This window comes from Methylobacterium sp. JK268 (assembly GCF_054052225.1).
In genome coordinates this window covers 158,476-178,018 of sequence record NZ_JBSVZN010000016.1, presented here as the reverse complement: position 1 = coordinate 178,018, position 19,543 = coordinate 158,476, and the positions used below count along the sequence as shown (strand labels likewise).

Genomic DNA, 19,543 nt, shown 5'->3' with positions numbered 1-19,543 from the left:
TCCGCCTCCGAGGGTGCCGCATGATCCGCAACGACATCGCCATCACGCCCGACCTCGTGCGCCAGCACGGCCTCACGGACGAGGAATACGCCCGCTTCAAGGGGCTGATCGGGCGCGAGCCGACGCTGACCGAGCTCGGCATCGTCTCGGCGATGTGGAACGAGCACTGCTCCTACAAGTCCTCGCGCCTCCACCTGCGCACGCTGCCGACCAAGGCCCCCTGGGTGATCCAGGGGCCGGGCGAGAACGCGGGCGTCATCGACATCGGCGACGGGCTCGCCTGCGTGTTCAAGATGGAGAGCCACAACCACCCGAGCTTCATCGAGCCCTACCAGGGCGCGGCGACCGGGGTCGGCGGCATCCTGCGCGACGTCTTCACCATGGGCGCGCGGCCGATCGCGGCGTTGAATGCGCTGCGCTTCGGGTCCCCCGACCATCTCCGCACCCGCCACCTCGTCTCGGGCGTGGTCGCGGGCATCGGCGGCTACGGCAATTCCTTCGGCGTGCCGACGGTTGGCGGCGCGGTCGGCTTCCACAGCCGCTACGACGGCAACATCCTGGTCAACGCCATGGCGGTCGGCCTCGCGCGGGCCGACGCGATCTTCTACGCGGCGGCGACCGGCGTCGGGAACCCGATCGTCTATCTCGGCTCTAAGACCGGCCGCGACGGCATCCACGGCGCCACCATGGCCTCGGCCGCCTTCGACGAATCCTCCGAGGAGAAGCGCCCGACCGTGCAGGTCGGCGACCCCTTCGCCGAGAAGCTGCTGCTCGAAGCCTGCCTGGAACTGATGGCCTCGGGGGCCGTCATCGCCATCCAGGACATGGGCGCGGCGGGGCTGACCTGCTCGGCGGTCGAGATGGGCGCCAAGGGCGATCTCGGGGTGGAGCTGAACCTCGACGCGGTGCCGACCCGCGAGGCCGGCATGACCGCCTACGAGATGATGCTGTCCGAGAGCCAGGAGCGCATGCTCATGGTGCTCAAGCCCGGCATGGAGGCGGAGGCCAAGGCCATCTTCGTGAAGTGGGGCCTCGACTTCGCGATCATCGGGCACACCACCGACACGCTGCGCTTCGTCGTCAAGCATCACGGCGAGACCGTCGCCGACCTGCCGATCAAGGAACTCGGCGACGAGGCCCCGCTCTACGACCGGCCGCACCGCGCGAACCTGCACCACCCTGCCCTGAAGGCAGAGGACGTGCCGGCGCCGGTGACGAACGTCGACGCGCTCAAGAAGCTCGTCGGCTCGCCCGACCTCGCCTCGAAGCGCTGGGTCTGGGAGCAGTACGACCACTACATCCTCGGCAACACCGTGCAGAAGCCGGGTGGCGACGCCGCCGTGGTGCGGGTCGAGGACGGGCCGAAGGGCCTCGCGCTCACCACCGACGTGACGCCGCGCTACTGCGAGGCGGACCCCATCGAGGGCGGGCGCCAGGCGGTGGCCGAGGCCTACCGCAACATCTCGGCGGTGGGCGGCCGGCCCCTCGCCGTCACCGACAACCTCAACTTCGGCAACCCGGAGAAGCCGGAGGTGATGGGCCAGTTCGTCGGCTGCATCCAGGGCATCGGCGAGGCCTGCCGCGCGCTCGACTTCCCGGTCGTGTCCGGCAACGTCTCGCTCTACAACGAGACGAACGGGATCGGCATCCTGCCGACCCCGACCATCGGCGGCGTCGGCGTCGTCGACGACGTTCAGAAGATCGCCACCATCGCGTTGAAGCGCGAGGGCGACGCCCTCGTCCTGATCGGGCGCACGGAGGGGTGGCTCGGCCAGTCCGTCTATCTCGCGGAGGTCTGTGGCCGCGAGGAGGGCGCCCCGCCGCCCGTCGACCTCGCCGCCGAGCGCCGCAACGGCGAGTTCGTGCGCGGGCTGATCGCCTCCGGCCTCGTCGACACGGTGCACGACCTCTCCGATGGCGGCCTCGCGGTGGCCCTCGCCGAGATGGCGATGGCCGGCAATCTCGGCGCCGCCCTCCCCGATTGCCCGCTCCCGATCCCCTGCCACGCCTACCTGTTCGGCGAGGACCAGGGCCGCTACCTGCTGGCGGTCGATCCCGAGACCGTCGCGGACCTCCTCTACAGCGCGTCCGCGCAGGGAATCGACGCGGCGGTGATCGGCGTCACGGGGGCGGATTCATTGACCCTGCCGGGGGACGAGATCATATCCGTGGCGGAGCTGCGCGCCGTGAATGAGGCGTGGCTGCCGACCTACATGGCCGGGCCCGGCGCCTGAGCCCCGCGAGCGACGGAGTTCCCCACCCATGCCCATGGACGCCCGCGAGATCGAGACGATGATCCGGGAGGCCCTGCCCGACGCGCAGGTCGAGATCCGCGACCTCGCCGGCGACGGCGACCACTACGCGGCCACCGTCCTGTCCGCGTCCTTCAAGGGCAAGTCGCGGGTGCAGCAGCACCAAATGGTCTACGGCGCATTGCAGGGGCGCATGGGGGGCGTGCTCCACGCCCTTGCCCTGACCACGGGTGTGCCGCAGGATTGAGCCTGACCAAGGGACGCCGCATGGACGAGATCCGTACGGATCAGCCGAGCCTCTACGACGAAGACGTCGTCGCATGGGCGGAGAAGCAGGCAGCGGCCCTCCGCGCCCTCGGGGCGCGGCCTGACCTCTCGAACGTCCTCGACTGGGACAACGTGGCGGAGGAGGTCGAGTCGGTGGGGCGGTCGGAGATCAATGCCGTCGAAGGCGCTCTCCGGGTCATGCTGATCCACGTAATCAAGCTCATGTCGGCTCCCACCGCCCAGTCGACACGGTCTTGGCGGGCCGAGATCATCGCGTTCCACGCCACCGCCAGGCGGCGCTATACGCCGTCGATGCGCCAACGGATCGACTGGGATGACCTTTGGCAAGTCTCGATGGCAGATGCGGCAGCGGCCCTGGAGATGCACGGCGACGTCCTTGTCTCAGGCCTGCCCGACCGGAGCCCGTTCACGCCCGAAGAATTGGTGGCGAAAAGCTTCAGCCTCGATTGGGCCCTCCTGCGCCTCGCCACGACCTTGCAAAACCCACGCGACCATCACTAGCTACAGGCCACACGGAAGGTAGAGCCGATGACCGACGTCAACAGCCGCATCGAGACCGAGATCAAGTCGCAGGACGTGGTCGTGTTCATGAAGGGCACGCCGCAATTCCCGATGTGCGGCTTCTCGGGGCAGGTCGCCCAGATCCTCAACTACCTCGGCGTGCCGTTCAAGGGCGTGAACGTGCTGGAGGACATGGAGATCCGCGAGGGCATCAAGGCCTTCTCGAACTGGCCGACGATCCCGCAGGTCTACGTGAAGGGCGAGTTCGTCGGCGGCTGCGACATCACGCGCGAGATGTTCCAGTCGGGCGAGCTGCAGCAGCTCCTCGCCGAGAAGGGCGTCGCGGTGAAGACCGCCGCCGCCTGACGGGCAGACCGACCGATTGACGGCGAGAGGGCGCGCGAGCGCCCTTTTTCCTGCGCGACCTTTTTCTTGCGCGTCCGAGTGAACCCGGCGCGCAGGCCCGCGTCTTGTCCCCGAGAGGGACGGCAGCCGCGGGCCTTTTGCACCATGTACGACGTGATCATCGTGGGCGGCGGGCCCGCGGGCCTCAGCGCGGCCCTGGTGCTCGGCCGCTGCCGCCGCGCCGTGCTGCTGGTGGATGCGGGGCATCCGCGCAACGCCGTCACCGCCCGGATGAACGGCTATCTCGGCCATGACGGCGTCCCGCCCGGCGCGTTGCGCGAGAAGGGCCGGGAGGAACTCGCCCGCTACCCGACCGTCGAGGTGCGCGAGGGGGACGTGGTGGAGGCGGGCCGCGGCACGGACGGGTTCACGGTGGTGCTCGCCGATGGCGGGCGGGAGAGCGGCCGGCGCCTCGTCCTGGCGACCGGACTCGGCACGGAGCTGCCGCCCGTGGAGGGCTTCCCGGACTTCTGGGGGCACGGCGTCCATCACTGCCCCTATTGCGACGGCTACGAGAACCGCGACGGGCCGATCGCCGTCTACGGACGCGGCGGCTCGGCCAAGGGGCTCGCCCTCGAACTCACCGCCTGGAGCCGCGACCTCACCCTCTGCACGGACGGCGAGGCCGACCAGCTCTCGCCGGAGGATCGCGAGCGGCTGGACCGTCACCGCATCCGCGTCGAGGAGCGTCCCGTGGCGCGCCTGGAGGGCGAGGACGGGCGTCTCGCCCGCCTGCGCTTCGGGGACGGCGGCGCGCTTCCCTGCCGGGCCGTGTTCTTCACGCCCGTCGCCTGCGCGCCCTCGCCCCTGGTGACCCAGCTCGGCTGCGACCTCACCCCGAAGGGCACGGTGCCGACCCGCGAGTACGAGCAGTCGAACATCCCGGGCCTCTACGTGGTCGGCGACGCCTCGCGGCGGGTGCAGTTCGCCATCGTCGCCGCCGCCGAGGGCGCCATGGCCGCCTTCGCCCTCAACACCGAATTGCTGCGCGAGGAAACGCGCTGAGCCCGGGCGGCGGTAGGGCGGCGCCGGGCACCTTCAAGAATGTCGTTCACGGCGAAGCTTCGTTAACCATCAGCCTCCGATTCGCAGCGAGGGGAAGAGCATGCTGGCTTTGGCGAAGGCGTGGCGGTTTCGCGGGTCCCGGATGTCGAAGGACGGGGCGGAATCGAAGGCGCCCACCCGGCCAGCCGTGCTCGCCCGCCCGGTCGAACGCGAGCAGGAGCAGCGGGGCCTGACCGCCCGCGAGTTGATCCGCATGGCGCAGTCGGCCCGGATCACCCGGAACTGAGGGCGCCGAAGCGGACGCCCTTGTGCTCCGTCATCGTCGTCAGCGCATCGGCTGAACGGATCGGACGGGACGTCACCTCTGATGACGGGGTCTTTCGAGGCCATCGGCGGGGTCTCGCACAGGGTCCTCGACGCCCGTCCCGGCGGGTGGGGTCCGGGCCTCACCGAGCCGACCAGACGGGGAGGCCGTCTAGGACCCGGAGCGGGATGACCGGGCGGCCTCGACGAACCCCTGGAACAGCCGATTGCCGGGATGGTCGCGATCGGTCAGCAATTCCTGGTGCCACTGGATGCCGATGGCGAAATGCCGACCGGGAACTTCGACGGCTTCGACGATGCCGTCCGGGGCGTAGGCGCTGGCGACGATCGCGGCTGGGAGCTCCGCGACCGCCTCGCGGTGGAAGGTGTTCACCTTGAGCGTGGCTTGGCCGACGATGGCGGCAAGGCGCGAGCCGGGGACGAGCGTGACGGTATGGGTCGCGCCGCGCCGGTCGTGGTCGAGGGCATCCGGCTTCATGGCGCGAAGATCCGGCGTGAGCCGTCCGCCGTGCAGGCAGGCGAGCATCTGCATGCCCGCGCAGATGCCGAGCACGGGCTTGTTCTGGTGCAGGCAGCCCGCCACGATCGCGCGCTCGACGGCGAACCGGTCCGAGGGCGGTGCCTTGGAGACTTCGCCTGGGAGATACCATTCGTCCGGGTAGGCGAAGCGCCCACCGACTGAAACCAGACCGTCGAATTCGGCGAGGACGACGCTGACGATATCCGGGAGGTAGGGGATGCCGAAGGGCAGGCCGCCTGCCAGGGCGACTCCGCGGAAGTAGCCCTTGGCAGCTTCGTAGCGGTTGCCGTCGCCGCTGGTGTTCTCGTCCAGGATGACGGCGATGCGCGGCTGGCGACGGGTTCCCATGGCGACCAGGGCTCTCCGAATAACACCAACGGCCCAGGATGCTGACGTATCGGGCCGTTGACCATCTCGAATTTTCGATGCCAAGCCCAAGGTCCAGGGTTCTATGCTTGGCAAAAATTCGATAGCAGAACCAGCGATCATTGGAAATGACCGTTGGTATGAGTTCGTCACCGGATTCGCCATCCCTTGCGGACGAACGAGCGTTCTGATTGATGGCGAAGACATACAATTCTTGATGCTGGCACACCCAGACTGGCGCGGGATCCCCTCTCCCGAGTGGGAGAGGGGTAGGGGTGAGGGTGGCTCGGCTTCCGCAAGAAAACTGTACCGTTGAGCAGCCAGCGGCACGGTCCCGCCTTCTTGCTGAAGCGTCCGTCCCTCACCCCTGCCCCTCTCCCACTCGGGAGAGGGGTTCCCCGCGCCATGATCTCCAAAACCAGGTGCTTCAAATCTCCCAGCAACGACAATGCCTTGCGAGAGCGTTCGATTTAGAACAAGCAGCAAGCGACGCGCCCGATGAGCCACGGGTCGATCGCCCGCAGAGGCAACGCCCGCAAACCGCCCCCGGCGGCCCATCGCAGGGTCAAGCTGAGCGGATTCCGATCGCAGCCGCCGCACAGCAACTGTCCTATTTCCGGACGAGACCCGTAGTCCCGTTCGCGCAGCCCGGTCCCGCCGGACTCCGCGTGCGATCGCGCACAGCGGCGCAGGTGCGGGAGTGCTAGATCCTCGTTCAACCGGTAACGGCACACCGCGGCTGTTCGCGGCGTTGCACAAAGACGATTTCGCTCGCGGCGTTCATTTTGGGCGGAACTGTTCAGCTTTTACCGAGTTATCGAGTATTCAGTTCGCGTTCGCGTACCCCATCAGCCACGGGCTTCGCGCCCGAGGGGCCGCTATGTCCGATTTCGACGCCCGCCATCTCGACGACGCCGAGGCTCTCGCCCGCCTCGCCGAGATCCTGCATCCGACCAAGGCCCTGCAGCGCCAGGCCAAGGCCCGCGGCCGCCGCCGCGCGCGGGAAGGCTTGGTCGCGCAGGCGAAGCCGGCCGACAAGTCGGACGAGGCCGCCTGAGCCTCACCAGATCTGCGGTCCGATCAGGCCGCGGCTCGTCACCACGACGAAGGTCTTGCCGCGACGCTCGATCGCCTCGACGCGGCCGACGCCCGGGACCGTGTCGCCCGGGCCCACCTCGATCAGGCGCCGGTTGCGATTCTCGATCATCGCCACGCCGTCGTAGACGTCCCGCAGCACCCAGCTCTCGACCATCCCGGGCGCGGCCGGAGCGGCCGGCGCCGGGGCGGCCTTCGCCGCCGGCTTGTCCGGAAGGGCGCCGGTCTGGACCGGCTCCGCCGCCGCGGCCTTCTGAACCGGCGCAGGCGTCGGCGTCGGCGCGGGGGCCGGCGCGGCCGTGGCGACGTGCTGGCGCTCCAGCTTCTCGCCGAGCGCGGCCACCCGGGCCTGCTGCTCGCGGTCGAGGTGGTCGAGCTTCTCCGTCACGGCGGCGAGCTTCTGGGTGGTCTCGGTCCCGACCTTGGCCAGGCGATCGATGCGCTCGGCGATCTGGCCGAGGCGGGTGCCCGTCTCGGTCCGGCCGGCCGCGGCCGCGTCGCGCGCCGCGTCGCCCTTCTCGCGCAGCTGCTTGAGGTCGCCGGCGATGCGGGCCGATTCCGCCGCCTGCGCGTCGAGGCGCGTGGCGAGCTTCTTCCACTCCGCGAGGGCGATCGCCGGGCGTTCCGCCCGCAGGCCCTTGCCGAGGAGCACGACCGTGGCCGCGCCCCCGAGCGAGCCGACGCAGAGGCCCCCGGCCAGCGCCGCCGCCACCGGCAGGCCGAGCCTGAGCCGCAGCCGCGGCATCTTCGGCAGCGCCGCCCTGGCGCTCGTCACCGCATCCTTGAGGCGGGTCTCCGCCGACGCCGCGGGCCCCGCCTCGACCTGATCCTTGCCGTCGCTCATGACAAGCTTCCCGAACCATCCTGGAAGCTTTTGGTTAAGGATACTTGTTTACCGAAAAGTTAGCGCGGCTCAGGCCGCCAGGCCCCGCTTGCGCAGGAGCGGGTCGATGCTCGGCAGGCGGCCGCGGAAGGCCGTGTAGGCGCTGCGGGCGTCGCGCAGGTTCCCGGCCCCGTACACGTAGGTGCGCAGCCGCTCCGCGGTGGCGGGATCGAAGATGTCGCCCGCCTCCCGGAACGCGTCGAAGGCGTCGGCGTCCAGCACCTCCGACCACAGGTAGGAATAGTAGCCTGCCGCGTAGCTCTCCCCCGCGAAGATGTGCGCGAAGTGCGGCGAGCGGTGCCGCATGCTGATCTCGGCCGGCATGGCGATCCGGCGCAGGGACTCGGCCTCGAACGTCTCGATGTCGATCCCGGCCTCCGCGGCCGGCGACAGGTGCAGGTCGAGATCGACGATCGCCGAGGCCGTGTACTCCACGGTGGCGAATCCCTGATTGAACGTGCGGGCGGCGAGCAGGCGCTGCAGCAGCGCCTCGGGCATCGGCTCGCCGGTCCGGTAGTGGCGCGCATGCGCGCGCAGCACCTGCGGCTGCTCCAGCCAGTGCTCGTAGAGCTGCGAGGGCAGCTCCACGAAGTCGCCCGCCACGGCGGTGCCGGCGAGCAGCGGGTAGGTGACGTTCGACAGCAGGCCGTGCAGGGCGTGGCCGAACTCGTGGAACAGCGTGCGCGCGTCGTCGAAGGAGAGGAGCGACGGCTCGCCCTCCCCGCCCTTGGCGAAGTTCATCACGTTGACGATGATCGGCGTGACGGTGCCCGTGAGCCGTTCCTGCGAGCGGAAGGCGCTCATCCAGGCGCCGGAGCGCTTGCTCGGCCGCGCGAAGTAATCGCCGAGGAACAGCCCGACCACCGATCCGTCGCGGTCGCGCACCTCCCAGGCCCGCACGTCCGGATGGTAGCGGGGGAATTCCGTCAATTCGCGGAAGTCGAGGCCGAACAGCCGGGACGCCGTGTCGAAGCTCGCCGCGATCACCCCGTCGAGGGGCAGGTACGGCTTGATCTCGCCCTCGTCGAGGTCGTGCTCGGCGCGCCGGAGCTTTTCCGCGTAGTGGCGCCAGTCCCAGGCCGCGAGCGCGAAGTTGCCGCCCTCCGCGCCGATCAGGCCCTGGAGCCGGTCGCGCTCGGCCGCCGCCCGAGCGCTGGCCGGCGCCCAGACCTCGCGCAAGAGCCCGACCGCCGCCTCGGGCGTGCCGGCCATGGTGTCGGCGAGCTTGAAGGCCGCGAAACTCGGATAGCCGAGGAGCCGCGCCCGCTCGGCCCGCAGCCGCAGGGTCTCGGCGATGATGGCGCGGTTGTCGGTCTCGCCGCCGTTCTCGCCGCGGCGGATCCAGGCCGTGTAGGCGCGCTCGCGCAGGTCCCGCCGCGTCGAGAAGACCAGGAAGGGCTCGATCAGTGAACGGGCGAGCGTGATCACGTGGCCGGAGAGCCCCCGCTCCTCGGCCGCCCGCGCGGCGGCGGCCCGCAGGAAGGGCGGCAGGCCGGCGAGGTCGTCCTCGCCCTCCAGGGGCAGCACGAAACCGCTCTCGTCGGCGAGGAGGTTCTGCGCGAAGCGCGTGCCGAGCTCCGCGAGGCGGGCGGCGATCGCCGCCATGCGCTCCTTGGCGGCGGGATCGAGGTCGGCGCCCGCGCGGCGAAAGTGCGTGCGGTAGCGGTCGAGGACGCGCGCCTCCTCCGCGGACAGGCCGGCCGGGTCGATCGCCTTCACGCGCTCCCACAGGGTCCCGTTGAGAAAGAGCGCGCTGCGGTGCCGCGCGAGCCGCGGCGCCATCGCGCGCTCGACCGCCTGCAGGTCCGGATTGGTGTGGCTGCCCGCGACGTTGAAGAAGACGCCGCCGACGCGCTTGAGGATCTGGCCCGACCGTTCCAGGGCCGCCACCGTGTTGGCGAAGGTGGCGGGCTCCGGCTGTCCCGCGATGGCGGCGATCTCCGCCTCGTGCGCGGCGAGCGCCTCCGTGAAGGCCGGTTCGAAATGGGCCGGCGCGATGGCCTCGAAGGGCGGCAGGCCGTGCGGCGTCGCCCAGACCGGTTCCAGGAGCGGGTTGCCGGAAGGGTGAGCCATCGTGCCAGCCATGCCTGTGGACCTTCGCCGGGGGATCGGGGTCCCGACGATAAAGGCGGAAACGCCGCGCGCAACCCGTCGGGAACGGCCACGCTCCCGTCGCCGTTGACCGGCGTCGGCGAGGCCGTGGGTCGAGGGGGATGGTGTGAGACGTTGCGCTGCCCTCCTCCTCGCGGTGCTGGCTGCGACGCCCGGCGCCGCGCAGGCTCCGCCCCTGCCGCCGCCCCGTCCCGAGATCGCGGCCCCGGCCGCACCGCCCCCCGCGGCCCCGGCACCTCTGCCCGAGGCAGCCCCCGCGCCGCTGCCCCCGGAGCGGCCGGCGGACGTGCCCGCGGGCCCGGCCGCGCCCGTGGTGCCGGACGATGCCGCCTGCCTCACTCGGCTCGACCGCCTCGGCGCCCGGGCCGAGCCGCTTCCGCCCCTCTCCGACGGGCTCTGCGGAGCGCCGAAGCCCCTGCGCGTCACCGTCCTACCGGACGGGGTCGCGGTCTCGCCGCCCGCCACGCTCACCTGCCACGCCGCCGAGGCCCTCGCCCGCTGGAGCACCGAGGTGAAGGTCCTGGCGGAGCGCGAGCTCGGCCGGCCGCCGCAGGCCGTCCGGATCGCCACCTCCTACGAGTGCCGCGGCCAGAACCACGACGCGGAGGCCAAGCTCAGCGAGCACGCCTTCGCCAACGCGGTTGACGTGATGGGCTTCGCCTTCGCGGGACGCGATCCGGTCTCGGTCGGCGCCGTCGCGGAGGGAACGCCGGAGGCGCGGTTCCTGGCCGCCGCGCGCCTGCGGGCCTGCACTTTCTTCCGCACGGTGCTCGGGCCGGGATCGAATGCCGAGCACGGCAATCACCTGCATCTCGACGAGCGCGAGCGCAACGCCGGCCACCGCCTCTGCCAGTAGCCGGGAACCTCGGGCCGTTCTCCGCTTTACTGCCCGCGCGAGGGCGGAGGGTTCGATCATGCGGCGGGCGGTTGCGGGACTGGGACTCATGCTGGCGGCGGTCGGGCTCGCGCGGGCCGCCGAGCCCGCCCTCGACCGCGACACGGTCAACGGCGCGGATCTGCGGGCCGACGAGGGCCGCAAGCCCGCCGGCAAGCGCCCGGATCCGGTGCTGATCAAGGCGCAGGTGCTCCTCGACCGGGCGCATGTCTCGCCCGGCGCGATCGACGGGCGCGACGGCGACAACCTGCGCGGCGCGCTGCGCGCCTTCGCGGAGATCAAGGGCGTCAAGGCGAGCGGCCGCCTCGACGGGGATCTCTGGACGGCCCTGACGCAGACGAGCCAGGATCCGGTGCTCGTCGACTACACCCTCACCCGCGAGGACGCGGAGGGACCCTACGCCCAGGAGATCCCGGAGAAGATGGAGGAGCAGGCCGACCTCAAGGCCCTGGCCTATACCGGCCCGGCCGAGATGCTGGCGGAGCGGTTCCACATGAGCCGGGCGCTGTTCGACGCGCTCAACCCCGACAAGGACCTCGCCAAGGCCGGCACCGTGGTGACCGTGGCCGCCGTCCCGCCCATGGGGACGGACCGTCCCCCGGCGAAGGGCCTGCCCGAGGAGCCGAAGGTCGCCCGCATCGTCGTCGACAAGGAGGCCGCGCAGCTGCGCGCCCTCGACCGCGACGGCACCCTCGTCGCCGTCTACCCGGCCACCGTCGGCAGCGAGGAGAAGCCCGCCCCGCAGGGCACCTTTAAGGTCGAGAGCGTCGTCTTCAATCCCGACTACACTTACGACCCGAAATACGCCTTCAAGGGCGTCTCCGCGAAGCACAAGTTCACGATCAAGCCGGGACCGAACAACCCGGTCGGCCTGGTCTGGATCGACCTCTCGGTCGAGTCCTACGGCATCCACGGCACGCCGGAGCCCGAGAAGATCGGCAAGTCGGAATCGCATGGCTGCATCCGGCTGACCAACTGGGACGTGCGGGACCTCGCCCGGCACGTCGGCAAGGGCGCGACGGTCGAGATCGGGGGCTGAACCGCCCGCGCCGGCGTCAGTGCAGTCCCGGCACCGGCACCCGCCGGAGGGTCGCGGCGCACTCGGTCCGGATCCGGTCGAGGGCGCGGGCGAGGCCGGACGGTCGCGCCGCCGGGCTGCATTCCGCCCGCACCAGCCGCAGAAGTTCGGTGACCGCGCCCTCGGCGCCGGGGCCGGTCTCGCGGCCGGCGCGTTCGGTCACGGGGCCACCCGCGGCTTCCTCGACCCGGTCCGCCCAGTCGGTCCCCCAGACGTGGCGGGCGAGGAGATCGTTCGTGGTCCGGTGGAAGCCGGCCGCTTGCGCGCGCAGGTCGGCGTCGAGCCCCTGGAAGACCGGCCCGGCGAGGCCGCGCTCCGCCGCCAGCGCCTCGACGCGCATCGTCACCGCCCGCGCCCGATCCTGGGACAGGACGCTGCCGGCCCGGTGCAGGCGCCGGGCCACCTCCGCCGACACGGCGTCGAGGCTGCGATTGCTGCACAGGGCGAGGTCCTCCGGGCTCAGGAGCGGCACCAGCCTGTCCGCCAGCCCGAGTTCCGCCGCGATCCGCGCGGTGAGGAGCGCGTCCGACCGACGGTCCCGGTAGGGCACGAGGTGGACCCGTCCGCCGGCGGCCCGCGCCCATCCCGAGACCCCGTACAGGTAGTCGAGGCGCCGCTGCCGGAGATCCGCCGCGAAGCAGGCCGCCAGGGGCCGAGACTCCCGCAGGAACTGCAGGCGCCAGAGGTATTGCGACTGCAGGGCCTCGGCCTGGGGCCGCAGGACCACCAGGATCTCGGGCCGGAAGCCGCGGCTCTCGAGCAGGTCGCAGAGGATCCGGGGCGCCCGGTGCCAGGAGGGCAGCAGGCAGAGGCTCTCGTAGGAGATCAGCGCCACGTCCGCCGTGCTCGCCGCGAGGGTGCCGTCCAGGGTGGCGAGTAGGTCGCGGCACTCGCGGCGCGGCCGCCGACCCGCCAGCGCGGCGCCGAGATATTGGTGGCTGAGATGCGGGCGCGCGCCCGAAGGCGTCAGGTCCGGATACACGATGCCCGCTTCGCGCAGCGCCCCGCGATGCCGGAACAGCAGCGTCTGAAGGGACGAGCTGCCGGTTCTCGGCGTGCCGATGTGGATGATGGCGCGGCGCATCGCTGATCTCCGGGGACCGGGCGGAAGCGCGCCGAGAACGCTTCCGCGGCGCTCACGGGTAGACGTCAGGGGCATAGCCTCTGGCTGGAAAGCGGCTTAAATTTGGCAATTTGTTGTATTGCAAAACTACAAATGATTCAATTCTGTATGTTTCCATCAGATAAATTGAGAAAAGATCGAGACATACGATCGATCGACGATGCGGTGTCGCCGCTTTCCGGTCGATCCATCGGTCGAATGCCCTCGCGCAGCGTCCCGGCGGGCCGGCGTCACCGCGACCCGTCGTCCGACGCGGTCCCGCGTGGACGCAGCCGCGCCTCCGCGGCGAGGAAGACCGCGTCCGCCAGGAAGGCGAGCGCGGCGACGGCGGCGGCGCCCTGGAGCAGCGCGAGGCCGTTCTGGTTCTGGAGGCCGACCACGATCGGAGTGCCCAGGGTCGAGGCGCCCGCGAGCGCCCCGACCGCCGCGGTGGCGATGGCGACGACCATCACCACCCGCAGGCCCGCGAGGATCGGGCCGGCGGCGAGGGGCAGGTCGACGGTCCAGAACACCTGGACGGGGGTCAGCCCCATGGCGGTGGCGGCTGCCCGCACGTCCGGCGGCACGGTCGCGAGGCCGTCGCTGGTGGCGCGCAGAACCGGCATCAGGCCGTAGAGCGCGAGGGCGAGAAGCGTCGGCGGCGCTCCGAAACCGAGAATCGGCAGCGCCAGCCCGATCACCACCACGGGCGGCGCCGCTTGCGCGGCCGCGGCGAGGGAATCGATCGCGCCGCGCAGGCGCGGGCTGGCGGTCCGGCCGGCCAGGATCCCGAGCGCGAGTCCGAGTCCGGCGGCGACCGCGAAGCCGCCGAGCGCGAGGAGGAGGTGGCGCTGCGCGAGCCAGAGCAGGCGGTCGAGCGGCACGGGCGCACCGGTCTGGAGTCCGAGCAGCCGGGCGAGCCCGGCGGCGGCGAGGGGATGCGCGGCGGCGGCGAGGAGGAGGCCGACCCCCCCGCTCGCAAGCGCGGCGGAGACGTGCGGCGCGGAGGAGGACCGGGTCATGACGCGGCGGCCGGGCGAGGGCCGAGCGCGGCCAGGCCGCGATCGGCGGCGAGCGACAGCCCGATCACCGGCAGCGCCCCGAGCACGATCAGGTCGGGGGCGAACTGCGCCATGCCGTCGAACACCACGGCGCCGAGCCCGCCCGCCCCCACGAGGCCCCCGAGGGTGGACAATCCGATGCTCTGCACCGCCGCGACCCGCAATCCGCCGAGCAGGATCGGTGCGCCGAGGGGCAACCGCACCCTCAGCAGGATCTGGCTCCGGCGCAGGCCGAGCGCGCCCGCGGTCTCGATCACCACGGGATCCGGCGAGGCGAGGCCCTCGGCGAGGCTGCGCACCAGCGGCAGCGCGAGGTAGGCGCCGGTGCCGATCACCGCGGGCGTGGGGCCGATCGCACCGAGGCCGAGGGCGCGCAATCCCGGCACCCACGCGAGCAGGCCGGAGAGGAGGGAGACGAGCGCCGCGAAGAGCGCCAGGGCCGGCACCACCTGGACCCCGCTGATCACGGCGTCGATCGCCCGGGCGGCCGCGCCGCCGCGCAGGCGCAGCAGCGCGAGCGGCACGCTGGCGGCGAGGGCGAGGGCGAGGGCGCCGCCCGCCAGCGCGAGGTGCTGGAGCACGGCCCCGCGGATCGCCGCCGCGCGGGCGTGGTACTCGACGACGAGCGAGAGGCCGTCGAGATGCCCGCTCGCCGCGGCGAGGACCACGCCGGCGAGCGCGGCACCGATCGCTAGGGGCGCCGCCCCCCGCGCCCCGCTCGCGCGGGCGCCCTCGCCCGCCAGCACGGTCAGAGCGAGGGCGGCGATCCAGGCCCCGGCGCCGAGGGAGATCCGGGTGGCGGGCGGGCGCCCGGCCAGCAGCCCGGCGGCGACACCGCCGAGGCCGAGGGCGAGGACGGCGAGGCCGGCGAGCGCGGCCGCCGCCGCGAGAAGCCCCGGCGCCCGGCCGCGCGGCCCGGAGAGCCCCGCCGCGACCAGGGCGAGGAGCCCGGCCCAGAGGGCGGTCCCGCCCGCGGCGACGGGCGCGCCGGGCACGAGGCGGTTCGGCGCCAAGGTCAGCAGCGGCAGCAGGGCCAGCGCCGCCAGGGCGGCGCCCGCCGCGGCCGCGGCGCCGCCGCGCGGGACGGGGAAGCGGGCCGGCATCACGTCTGCGCCAGGTAGCGCCGCGCCACGGCCTCGGGGGTCTCGCCCTCGACCGTGATGGCGGCATTGAGGCGCCGCAGCGTCGCCTGGTCGAGCCGAGTGAAGATCCCGTCGAGCGCCGGGGCGATCGCCGGATAGCGCGCGAGGACGGCCTCGCGGAAGACCGGCGCGGGGGCGTAGACCATCTGGGCCGCCTTCGGATCGTCCATCACCACCACGTCGAGCACGCTGATCGCCCCGTCGGTTCCGTAGACCATGCCGGCATTGATGCCGCCGATGCCCTGCGCGGCGGCCCGCAGGGTCACGGACGTATCCCCGCCCGGGAGCACCACGATCCGCTCGCGCGGCAGGGTGAAGCCGTAGACCCGCTCGTAGGCCGGCAGGGCCGCCGGGCTCTCCACGAACTCCGCCGAGGCCGCGAGATCGATGAGCCCGGCCCGCACGGCCCGCGCGAAATCCGCCATCCCGCTGAGCCCCTCGCGCCGGGCCAGTGCTCCCTGGACGGCGAGCTGCCAGGAATTGCTGGCGCGCGCCGGCGCGAGCCAGACGAGGCCGTGCGGGGCGTCGAAGCGCCGCGCTGCCGCGATCGCGGCCTCCGCCGAGGTCCAGGCCGGATCGGTGTCGGTGCCGGAGAAGAAGGCGGCGTTGCCGGTATATTCCGGATAGGCGTCGATCTCGCCGGCGATCATCGCGGTGCGCACGATCCGGGTCGGGCCGAGCTGCAGCCGGTCGACCACGGGAATCGCCAGGCGGCGCAGGGTCTGGAGGATGATCTGACCGAGCAGCGTCCCCTCCGCGTCGGCCTTCGAGGCGACCGTCACGGGTTTCTCCTGCAAAGGCGTCTCTTGCGCGGCGGCGCGGCCGGGGGCCAGCGCGGCCGCGAGGCCGAGAAGAAGGGTGCGGCGGTTTCCCGTCGGCCGGACCGGGAGGCTGGAAAAGTCCCTTTTCATCCTGTCATCCGTAAGACTTAACCGTAGCGGCCTTTGCCCGAGGCCCCGCTTGACATGCTGCCCGTTCCGGGCGACGCCTCAACCGCCTCCCCGCCCGCGGGGAAGCAGTACCGCGGCGAGCGCGGCCGAGCCGAGCCGTCGCCCTGGCGGCCAGCGGCGATCCGGACCAAGCCAGGGTGACACGTGACCTCGGTGCGAGGTGTTGAGGAAAGAGCCTCCGGCGTGAGCACGGACACAAGCGATCAGATCCTGAACGGGGCCCGCGTCCTGGTGGTCGAGGACGAAGCGGCGATTTCCATGCTCCTGGAGGACATGCTCCTGGATTTCGGCTGCGACATCGTCGGCCCGGCCGCGCGGCTGAGCACGGCGCTGGAGATGGCCGAGAAGGAGAGCTTCGCGGTCGCGATCCTCGACGTCAACGTCGCGGGCGAGCCGATCTATCCGGTGGCCGAGGCGGTGGTACGGCGCGGCCTGCCGCTTGTCTTCTCGACCGGCTACGGCGGGGCGGGGATCCGCGAGCCGTTCCGCGACCGCCCCGTGGTGCAGAAGCCGTTCAGCCAGCAGGATCTCAAGCGCACCCTGATCGCGGCGATCCAGGGCAATCCGGGCTGAGCGCCTCCGGATCCGGGCGCGCCGCCGATGCGGCGGCGGGCCGGTTCGCCTCGGCCTCGACGCGCCGCTTGAAGGCGCCCCAGGCCATCAGGATGCAGCCGCAGCGATCGCACTGCACCGGAGCGTCCTCGTGCAGGACGTCGGGAAAGCGCACCGCGGGGCTCCCGCAGGACTCGCAGCCGAACCCACTCCGCATCTCGCCCCTCCCGGCTGCCCAGCTCCGGCACCCTAGCGATGGTGCGCTGCACGCAAGATGAACGGCGGGCCTCGGCTTGCCAAGCGGCCTCAGCACTGCGCCGCGTCAGGAAAGATCGAGGTCGAAGGCGTGGACGAGGTGGCGCGGCCAGCGCCGCGGCGCCACGAAGACTGCGTCCGCGCGCAGCGTCAGGCGGGTGCTCCAGGGATGACGCACCATCCAGGCGCGGGCCGCCCGTGAGAAGGCGCGGCGCTTGCGCGCGTCGATGGCGGCCGCCGCCGCGTCCAGGGTCGGCCGGGCCTTCACCTCGACGAACACCACCACGCCGCCGCGCCGCACCACGAGGTCGATCTCCCCGCCCGCCGCCGCGAAGCGCCGCGCGACGGGCCTGTAGCCCTTGAGAAGCAGGGCCAGCAGCGCGAGGCGTTCCGCCCCGTGCCCGCGCAGGTAGGTGGCGCGCCGCCGCCGCGCCGCGCGCTCACTCGCCGTCATCGCCGCGCCGGGCGAGCGCGAGGGCGCGGGCGTAGACGTCGCGCCGCTTCTGGCCGGTCTCGTCGGCGACGAGCGCGGCCGCGTCCTTGATCGAGTGGCGCGCGAGCGCCGCCTCGAGCCGCGCGTCGAGGTCCGCGTCCTGCTCGGGACCGGGAGGGGCCTCCACGGCGGCGCCGATCACCACCACCACCTCGCCCTTCGGCGGCCCCGACGCCGCGTAGTCGGCGGCGAGCGAGGCGAGGTCGCCCCGCCGCACGGTCTCGAACAGCTTGGTGAGTTCGCGGGCCACGGCGGCGGCCCGCCCGCCACCCAGCACGTCGGCGGCGTCGGCCAGCATCTCGGGCAGGCGGTGGGGCGCCTCGAACAGCACCAGGGTGCCGGGCACGCCCGCCAGTGCCGCGAGCCGGCTGCGCCGCGCCCCCGCCTTCTGCGGCAGGAACCCCTCGAAGAAGAAGCGGTCGGTGGGCAGGCCGGCGGCCATGAGCGCCGTGATGGCCGCCGAGGCTCCGGGCACCGGCGTGACGGTCAGACCCTCGGCGATGGCCGCCTGGACCAGCTTGAAGCCCGGATCCGAGACGAGCGGGGTGCCCGCGTCCGAGACCAGGGCCAGGGCCTCGCCCGCCTTCATCCGGGCGACCATGCGCTCGCGGACGAGGTCGCCCGAATGCTCGTGGTAGGACAGGAGCGGGGTGGTGATGCCGTAATGCGCCAGCAGCGTGCGGGTGACGCGGGTGTCCTCGGCGAGCACCGCGTCGGCCGCCGCGAGGGTCCCGAGCGCCCGGAAGGTCACGTCCTTCAGGTTGCCGATCGGGGTCGCCACCACGTGCAGGCCCGGCGCCAGGGGCTCGGCCTCCGCGGCGAGCCCGAAGGCGGTGAACACGCCCGGTCCCCGGCCGGGCGCGGGGGGGCGGCGGGAGGAATCGTCGGCACGGTCGCTCATGGCGCGGTTCTCGCACGTCGGCGGCACGGCTGGCCATGGGGATCGCCGCGCGTGTTCGACTTGGTCTACGACCTGTCGTTTACTTTTTCTGAGGAGACTTTATGCAGCGGGCGTGATCCTCGGGGGCGTCGGGGCGGTCGCGGCGGGGGAGCGGGGGCGATGGCGGCGTTGCGCTTCGGGTGGCGGGGGCGGCTGGGCCTGAGCGGGCTCATCGCCCTCGCGGTGTCGGCCTGCGGCGGAAGCGTGAGCCAGGTCTCCGCGACCCGCCCGATGGCCGAGGCACCTGCGCCGCCCGCCGCCGGCACCGCGACGATCGGCCAGGGCAGCGTGAAGCTGGCGCTGATCGTGCCGCTCACCGGGCCGGGGGCGGCGGCGGGCACGGCGCTTCGCAACGCCGCGGAGCTCGCCGTCGAGGAGTTCCAGAACCCGGACCTGCGCATCCTCGTCAAGGACGACCGCGGCACGCCCGAGGGCGCCCGCGAGGCCTCCGCCGCCGCCCTGGCCGAGGGGGCCGAGTTGGTGATCGGGCCGCTCTTCGCCGGCAGCGTCCAGGCGGCCGCCTCCACTTTGCGGCCGGCCGGCAAGCCGCTCGTCGCGTTCTCCACCGATGTCAGCGTTGCCGGACGCGGCGTCTACCTCCTGAGCTTCCTGCCGCAGCCGGAGGTCGACCGGGTGGTCGAGGAGGTCTCGGCCGCCGGCCGCCACTCCTTCGCGGCGCTGATCCCGGAGACCACCTACGGCAACGTGGTCGAGGCGCAGTTCCGCGAGGCGGTGGCCCGCAAGGCCGGGCGCGTGGTGGCGATCGAGCGCTACCCGGCCGGCAACCCGGCGGCAGCGGTGGCCCGCATCGCGCCGCTGGTCACGGGGCCTGGGGCGCAGGCGGACGTGCTGTTCCTGCCCGACACGCCCGAGGGCATCGCCGGCCCGGCCGGGGCGCTGACCCGCGCCGGCTTCAACCCGACCCGGGTCAAGCCGATCGGCACAGCGATCTGGAACGACCCGCGGGCCCTCGCCCTGCCGGCCCTGCAGGGGGGGTGGTTCGCGGCGGTCGATCCGGGCGGCTACGCGAGCTTCGCCCAGCGCTACCGGACCCGCTTCGGCACCGACCCGGTCCGCGTCGCCTCGCTCGCCTACGACGCGGTGTCGCTCGCCGCGGCGCTCAACCGGCAGTACGGGACGCAGCGCTTCGCCGAGACAAGCCTCACCAACCCCTCGGGCTTCGCGGGGATCGACGGCACTTTCCGCTTCAAGCCCGACGGTCCGAGCGAGCGGGCGCTCGCGGTCTACGAGGTCCGCGGCGGCACGACGACGATCGTCAGCCCCGCGCCGCGGGCGCTGGGTCCGTCGGGCACCTGAGAGCCTT

The 19,543-nt window shown here is 72.5% G+C and carries 20 protein-coding genes; 11 read left to right on the top strand and 9 right to left on the bottom strand.

Translation table 11 applies throughout. The features are described 5' to 3' along the window. Window positions 1–20: 20 nt before the first annotated feature. From purL to ACW9J6_RS19215, 6 genes are all read left to right on the top strand, one after another. Window positions 21–2,234, top strand: a complete 2,214-nt coding sequence (gene purL, locus ACW9J6_RS19240; protein ID WP_457118112.1) for a phosphoribosylformylglycinamidine synthase subunit PurL — start codon at window positions 21–23, stop codon at window positions 2,232–2,234. A 28-nt stretch (window positions 2,235–2,262) separates the two neighbouring features. Continuing rightward, window positions 2,263–2,499: a BolA family protein gene (locus tag ACW9J6_RS19235; protein WP_457118111.1), complete on the top strand. Its 237-nt coding sequence runs from the start codon at window positions 2,263–2,265 to the stop codon at window positions 2,497–2,499. 20 nt (window positions 2,500–2,519) lie between these two features. Then, entirely contained in the window at window positions 2,520–3,041 is a 522-nt protein-coding gene (locus ACW9J6_RS19230; RefSeq protein WP_457118110.1) for a DUF29 domain-containing protein, read from the top strand. Window positions 3,042–3,068: 27 nt separating this feature from the next. Further along, window positions 3,069–3,407, top strand: a complete 339-nt coding sequence (gene grxD, locus ACW9J6_RS19225; RefSeq protein WP_457118109.1) for a Grx4 family monothiol glutaredoxin — start codon at window positions 3,069–3,071, stop codon at window positions 3,405–3,407. A 144-nt stretch (window positions 3,408–3,551) separates the two neighbouring features. After that, window positions 3,552–4,451 (top strand): NAD(P)/FAD-dependent oxidoreductase, encoded by a 900-nt coding sequence (locus ACW9J6_RS19220; protein WP_457118108.1) that lies wholly within the window; start codon window positions 3,552–3,554, stop codon window positions 4,449–4,451. Window positions 4,452–4,551: 100 nt separating this feature from the next. After that, a complete protein-coding gene (locus ACW9J6_RS19215) occupies window positions 4,552–4,737 on the top strand; it encodes a hypothetical protein (protein ID WP_457118107.1) in 186 nt (61 codons plus the stop codon). 189 nt (window positions 4,738–4,926) lie between these two features. On the opposite strand, the gene ACW9J6_RS19210 is transcribed toward ACW9J6_RS19215, so the two are convergent. Further along, window positions 4,927–5,727 (bottom strand): gamma-glutamyl-gamma-aminobutyrate hydrolase family protein, encoded by an 801-nt coding sequence (locus ACW9J6_RS19210; RefSeq protein ID WP_457118106.1) that lies wholly within the window; start codon window positions 5,725–5,727, stop codon window positions 4,927–4,929. Between the two features lie 814 nt (window positions 5,728–6,541). Between ACW9J6_RS19210 and ACW9J6_RS19205 the strand changes: the two genes are divergently transcribed. After that, window positions 6,542–6,718 carry a hypothetical protein gene (locus ACW9J6_RS19205; RefSeq protein WP_457118105.1) on the top strand — a complete coding sequence of 59 codons (177 nt, stop codon included), beginning with the start codon at window positions 6,542–6,544 and terminating at the stop codon, window positions 6,716–6,718. A 3-nt stretch (window positions 6,719–6,721) separates the two neighbouring features. Here ACW9J6_RS19205 and ACW9J6_RS19200 read toward each other — a convergent pair whose 3' ends face one another. Together ACW9J6_RS19200 and ACW9J6_RS19195 are read right to left on the bottom strand one after the other, a co-directional pair. Continuing rightward, window positions 6,722–7,600: a hypothetical protein gene (locus ACW9J6_RS19200; RefSeq protein WP_457118104.1), complete on the bottom strand. Its 879-nt coding sequence runs from the start codon at window positions 7,598–7,600 to the stop codon at window positions 6,722–6,724. A gap of 69 nt (window positions 7,601–7,669) precedes the next feature. After that, the gene (locus ACW9J6_RS19195) at window positions 7,670–9,724 is read right to left on the bottom strand and encodes a M3 family metallopeptidase (protein ID WP_457118103.1); all 2,055 of its coding nucleotides are present in this window, start codon (window positions 9,722–9,724) and stop codon (window positions 7,670–7,672) included. Window positions 9,725–9,857: 133 nt separating this feature from the next. Between ACW9J6_RS19195 and ACW9J6_RS19190 the strand changes: the two genes are divergently transcribed. Then, a complete protein-coding gene (locus ACW9J6_RS19190) occupies window positions 9,858–10,607 on the top strand; it encodes an extensin-like domain-containing protein (protein WP_457118102.1) in 750 nt (249 codons plus the stop codon). Window positions 10,608–10,665: 58 nt separating this feature from the next. Next, on the top strand, window positions 10,666–11,685 hold the full coding sequence (locus ACW9J6_RS19185) for a L,D-transpeptidase family protein (protein WP_457118101.1): 1,020 nt from the start codon (window positions 10,666–10,668) through the stop codon (window positions 11,683–11,685). A gap of 16 nt (window positions 11,686–11,701) precedes the next feature. Here ACW9J6_RS19185 and ACW9J6_RS19180 read toward each other — a convergent pair whose 3' ends face one another. The 4 genes from ACW9J6_RS19180 to ACW9J6_RS19165 all read right to left on the bottom strand — a co-directional run bounded on the left by ACW9J6_RS19180 (window position 11,702) and on the right by ACW9J6_RS19165 (window position 15,940). Next, the gene (locus tag ACW9J6_RS19180; RefSeq protein ID WP_457118100.1) at window positions 11,702–12,808 is read right to left on the bottom strand and encodes a hypothetical protein; all 1,107 of its coding nucleotides are present in this window, start codon (window positions 12,806–12,808) and stop codon (window positions 11,702–11,704) included. Between the two features lie 269 nt (window positions 12,809–13,077). Beyond that, the gene (locus ACW9J6_RS19175) at window positions 13,078–13,848 is read right to left on the bottom strand and encodes an ABC transporter permease (RefSeq protein WP_457118099.1); all 771 of its coding nucleotides are present in this window, start codon (window positions 13,846–13,848) and stop codon (window positions 13,078–13,080) included. Then, window positions 13,845–14,990, bottom strand: a complete 1,146-nt coding sequence (locus ACW9J6_RS19170) for an ABC transporter permease subunit (RefSeq protein WP_457118098.1) — start codon at window positions 14,988–14,990, stop codon at window positions 13,845–13,847. The genes ACW9J6_RS19175 and ACW9J6_RS19170 overlap by 4 nt, the downstream gene beginning before the upstream one ends. Next, the gene (locus ACW9J6_RS19165; RefSeq protein ID WP_457118097.1) at window positions 14,990–15,940 is read right to left on the bottom strand and encodes a glycine betaine ABC transporter substrate-binding protein; all 951 of its coding nucleotides are present in this window, start codon (window positions 15,938–15,940) and stop codon (window positions 14,990–14,992) included. Before ACW9J6_RS19165 ends, ACW9J6_RS19170 begins: the two co-directional genes overlap by 1 nt. Window positions 15,941–16,237: 297 nt before the next feature. On the opposite strand from ACW9J6_RS19165, the gene ACW9J6_RS19160 reads away from it, so the two are divergent. Then, complete coding sequence (locus tag ACW9J6_RS19160; RefSeq protein ID WP_457118130.1) at window positions 16,238–16,552, top strand: response regulator; 315 nt, start codon at window positions 16,238–16,240, stop codon at window positions 16,550–16,552. Window positions 16,553–16,853: 301 nt separating this feature from the next. On the opposite strand, the gene ACW9J6_RS19155 is transcribed toward ACW9J6_RS19160, so the two are convergent. Together ACW9J6_RS19155 and rsmI are read right to left on the bottom strand one after the other, a co-directional pair. Further along, entirely contained in the window at window positions 16,854–17,240 is a 387-nt protein-coding gene (locus ACW9J6_RS19155; protein WP_457118096.1) for a YraN family protein, read from the bottom strand. Continuing rightward, window positions 17,227–18,180: a 16S rRNA (cytidine(1402)-2'-O)-methyltransferase gene (gene rsmI, locus ACW9J6_RS19150; RefSeq protein ID WP_457118095.1), complete on the bottom strand. Its 954-nt coding sequence runs from the start codon at window positions 18,178–18,180 to the stop codon at window positions 17,227–17,229. Before rsmI ends, ACW9J6_RS19155 begins: the two co-directional genes overlap by 14 nt. A 159-nt stretch (window positions 18,181–18,339) precedes the next feature. Between rsmI and ACW9J6_RS19145 the strand changes: the two genes are divergently transcribed. Then, a complete protein-coding gene (locus ACW9J6_RS19145) occupies window positions 18,340–19,536 on the top strand; it encodes a penicillin-binding protein activator (protein WP_457118094.1) in 1,197 nt (398 codons plus the stop codon). Window positions 19,537–19,543 lie beyond the last annotated feature (7 nt).

What these genes read in the sequence shown, in the direction of transcription:
- ACW9J6_RS19205 (WP_457118105.1), top strand. Translation starts at nt 6,542, where the DNA reads ATGTCCGATTTCGACGCCCGCCATCTCGACGACGCCGAGGCTCTCGCC.
- ACW9J6_RS19165 (WP_457118097.1), bottom strand. Translation starts at nt 15,940, where the DNA reads ATGAAAAGGGACTTTTCCAGCCTCCCGGTCCGGCCGACGGGAAACCGC.
- ACW9J6_RS19195 (WP_457118103.1), bottom strand. Translation starts at nt 9,724, where the DNA reads ATGGCTGGCACGATGGCTCACCCTTCCGGCAACCCGCTCCTGGAACCG.
- ACW9J6_RS19185 (WP_457118101.1), top strand. Translation starts at nt 10,666, where the DNA reads ATGCGGCGGGCGGTTGCGGGACTGGGACTCATGCTGGCGGCGGTCGGG.
- purL (WP_457118112.1), top strand. Translation starts at nt 21, where the DNA reads ATGATCCGCAACGACATCGCCATCACGCCCGACCTCGTGCGCCAGCAC.
- ACW9J6_RS19215 (WP_457118107.1), top strand. Translation starts at nt 4,552, where the DNA reads ATGCTGGCTTTGGCGAAGGCGTGGCGGTTTCGCGGGTCCCGGATGTCG.
- ACW9J6_RS19220 (WP_457118108.1), top strand. Translation starts at nt 3,552, where the DNA reads ATGTACGACGTGATCATCGTGGGCGGCGGGCCCGCGGGCCTCAGCGCG.
- ACW9J6_RS19230 (WP_457118110.1), top strand. Translation starts at nt 2,520, where the DNA reads ATGGACGAGATCCGTACGGATCAGCCGAGCCTCTACGACGAAGACGTC.
- ACW9J6_RS19200 (WP_457118104.1), bottom strand. Translation starts at nt 7,600, where the DNA reads ATGAGCGACGGCAAGGATCAGGTCGAGGCGGGGCCCGCGGCGTCGGCG.
- ACW9J6_RS19160 (WP_457118130.1), top strand. Translation starts at nt 16,238, where the DNA reads ATGCTCCTGGAGGACATGCTCCTGGATTTCGGCTGCGACATCGTCGGC.
- ACW9J6_RS19175 (WP_457118099.1), bottom strand. Translation starts at nt 13,848, where the DNA reads ATGACCCGGTCCTCCTCCGCGCCGCACGTCTCCGCCGCGCTTGCGAGC.
- ACW9J6_RS19180 (WP_457118100.1), bottom strand. Translation starts at nt 12,808, where the DNA reads ATGCGCCGCGCCATCATCCACATCGGCACGCCGAGAACCGGCAGCTCG.
- ACW9J6_RS19170 (WP_457118098.1), bottom strand. Translation starts at nt 14,990, where the DNA reads ATGCCGGCCCGCTTCCCCGTCCCGCGCGGCGGCGCCGCGGCCGCGGCG.
- rsmI (WP_457118095.1), bottom strand. Translation starts at nt 18,180, where the DNA reads ATGAGCGACCGTGCCGACGATTCCTCCCGCCGCCCCCCCGCGCCCGGC.
- ACW9J6_RS19155 (WP_457118096.1), bottom strand. Translation starts at nt 17,240, where the DNA reads ATGACGGCGAGTGAGCGCGCGGCGCGGCGGCGGCGCGCCACCTACCTG.
- ACW9J6_RS19145 (WP_457118094.1), top strand. Translation starts at nt 18,340, where the DNA reads ATGGCGGCGTTGCGCTTCGGGTGGCGGGGGCGGCTGGGCCTGAGCGGG.
- grxD (WP_457118109.1), top strand. Translation starts at nt 3,069, where the DNA reads ATGACCGACGTCAACAGCCGCATCGAGACCGAGATCAAGTCGCAGGAC.
- ACW9J6_RS19235 (WP_457118111.1), top strand. Translation starts at nt 2,263, where the DNA reads ATGCCCATGGACGCCCGCGAGATCGAGACGATGATCCGGGAGGCCCTG.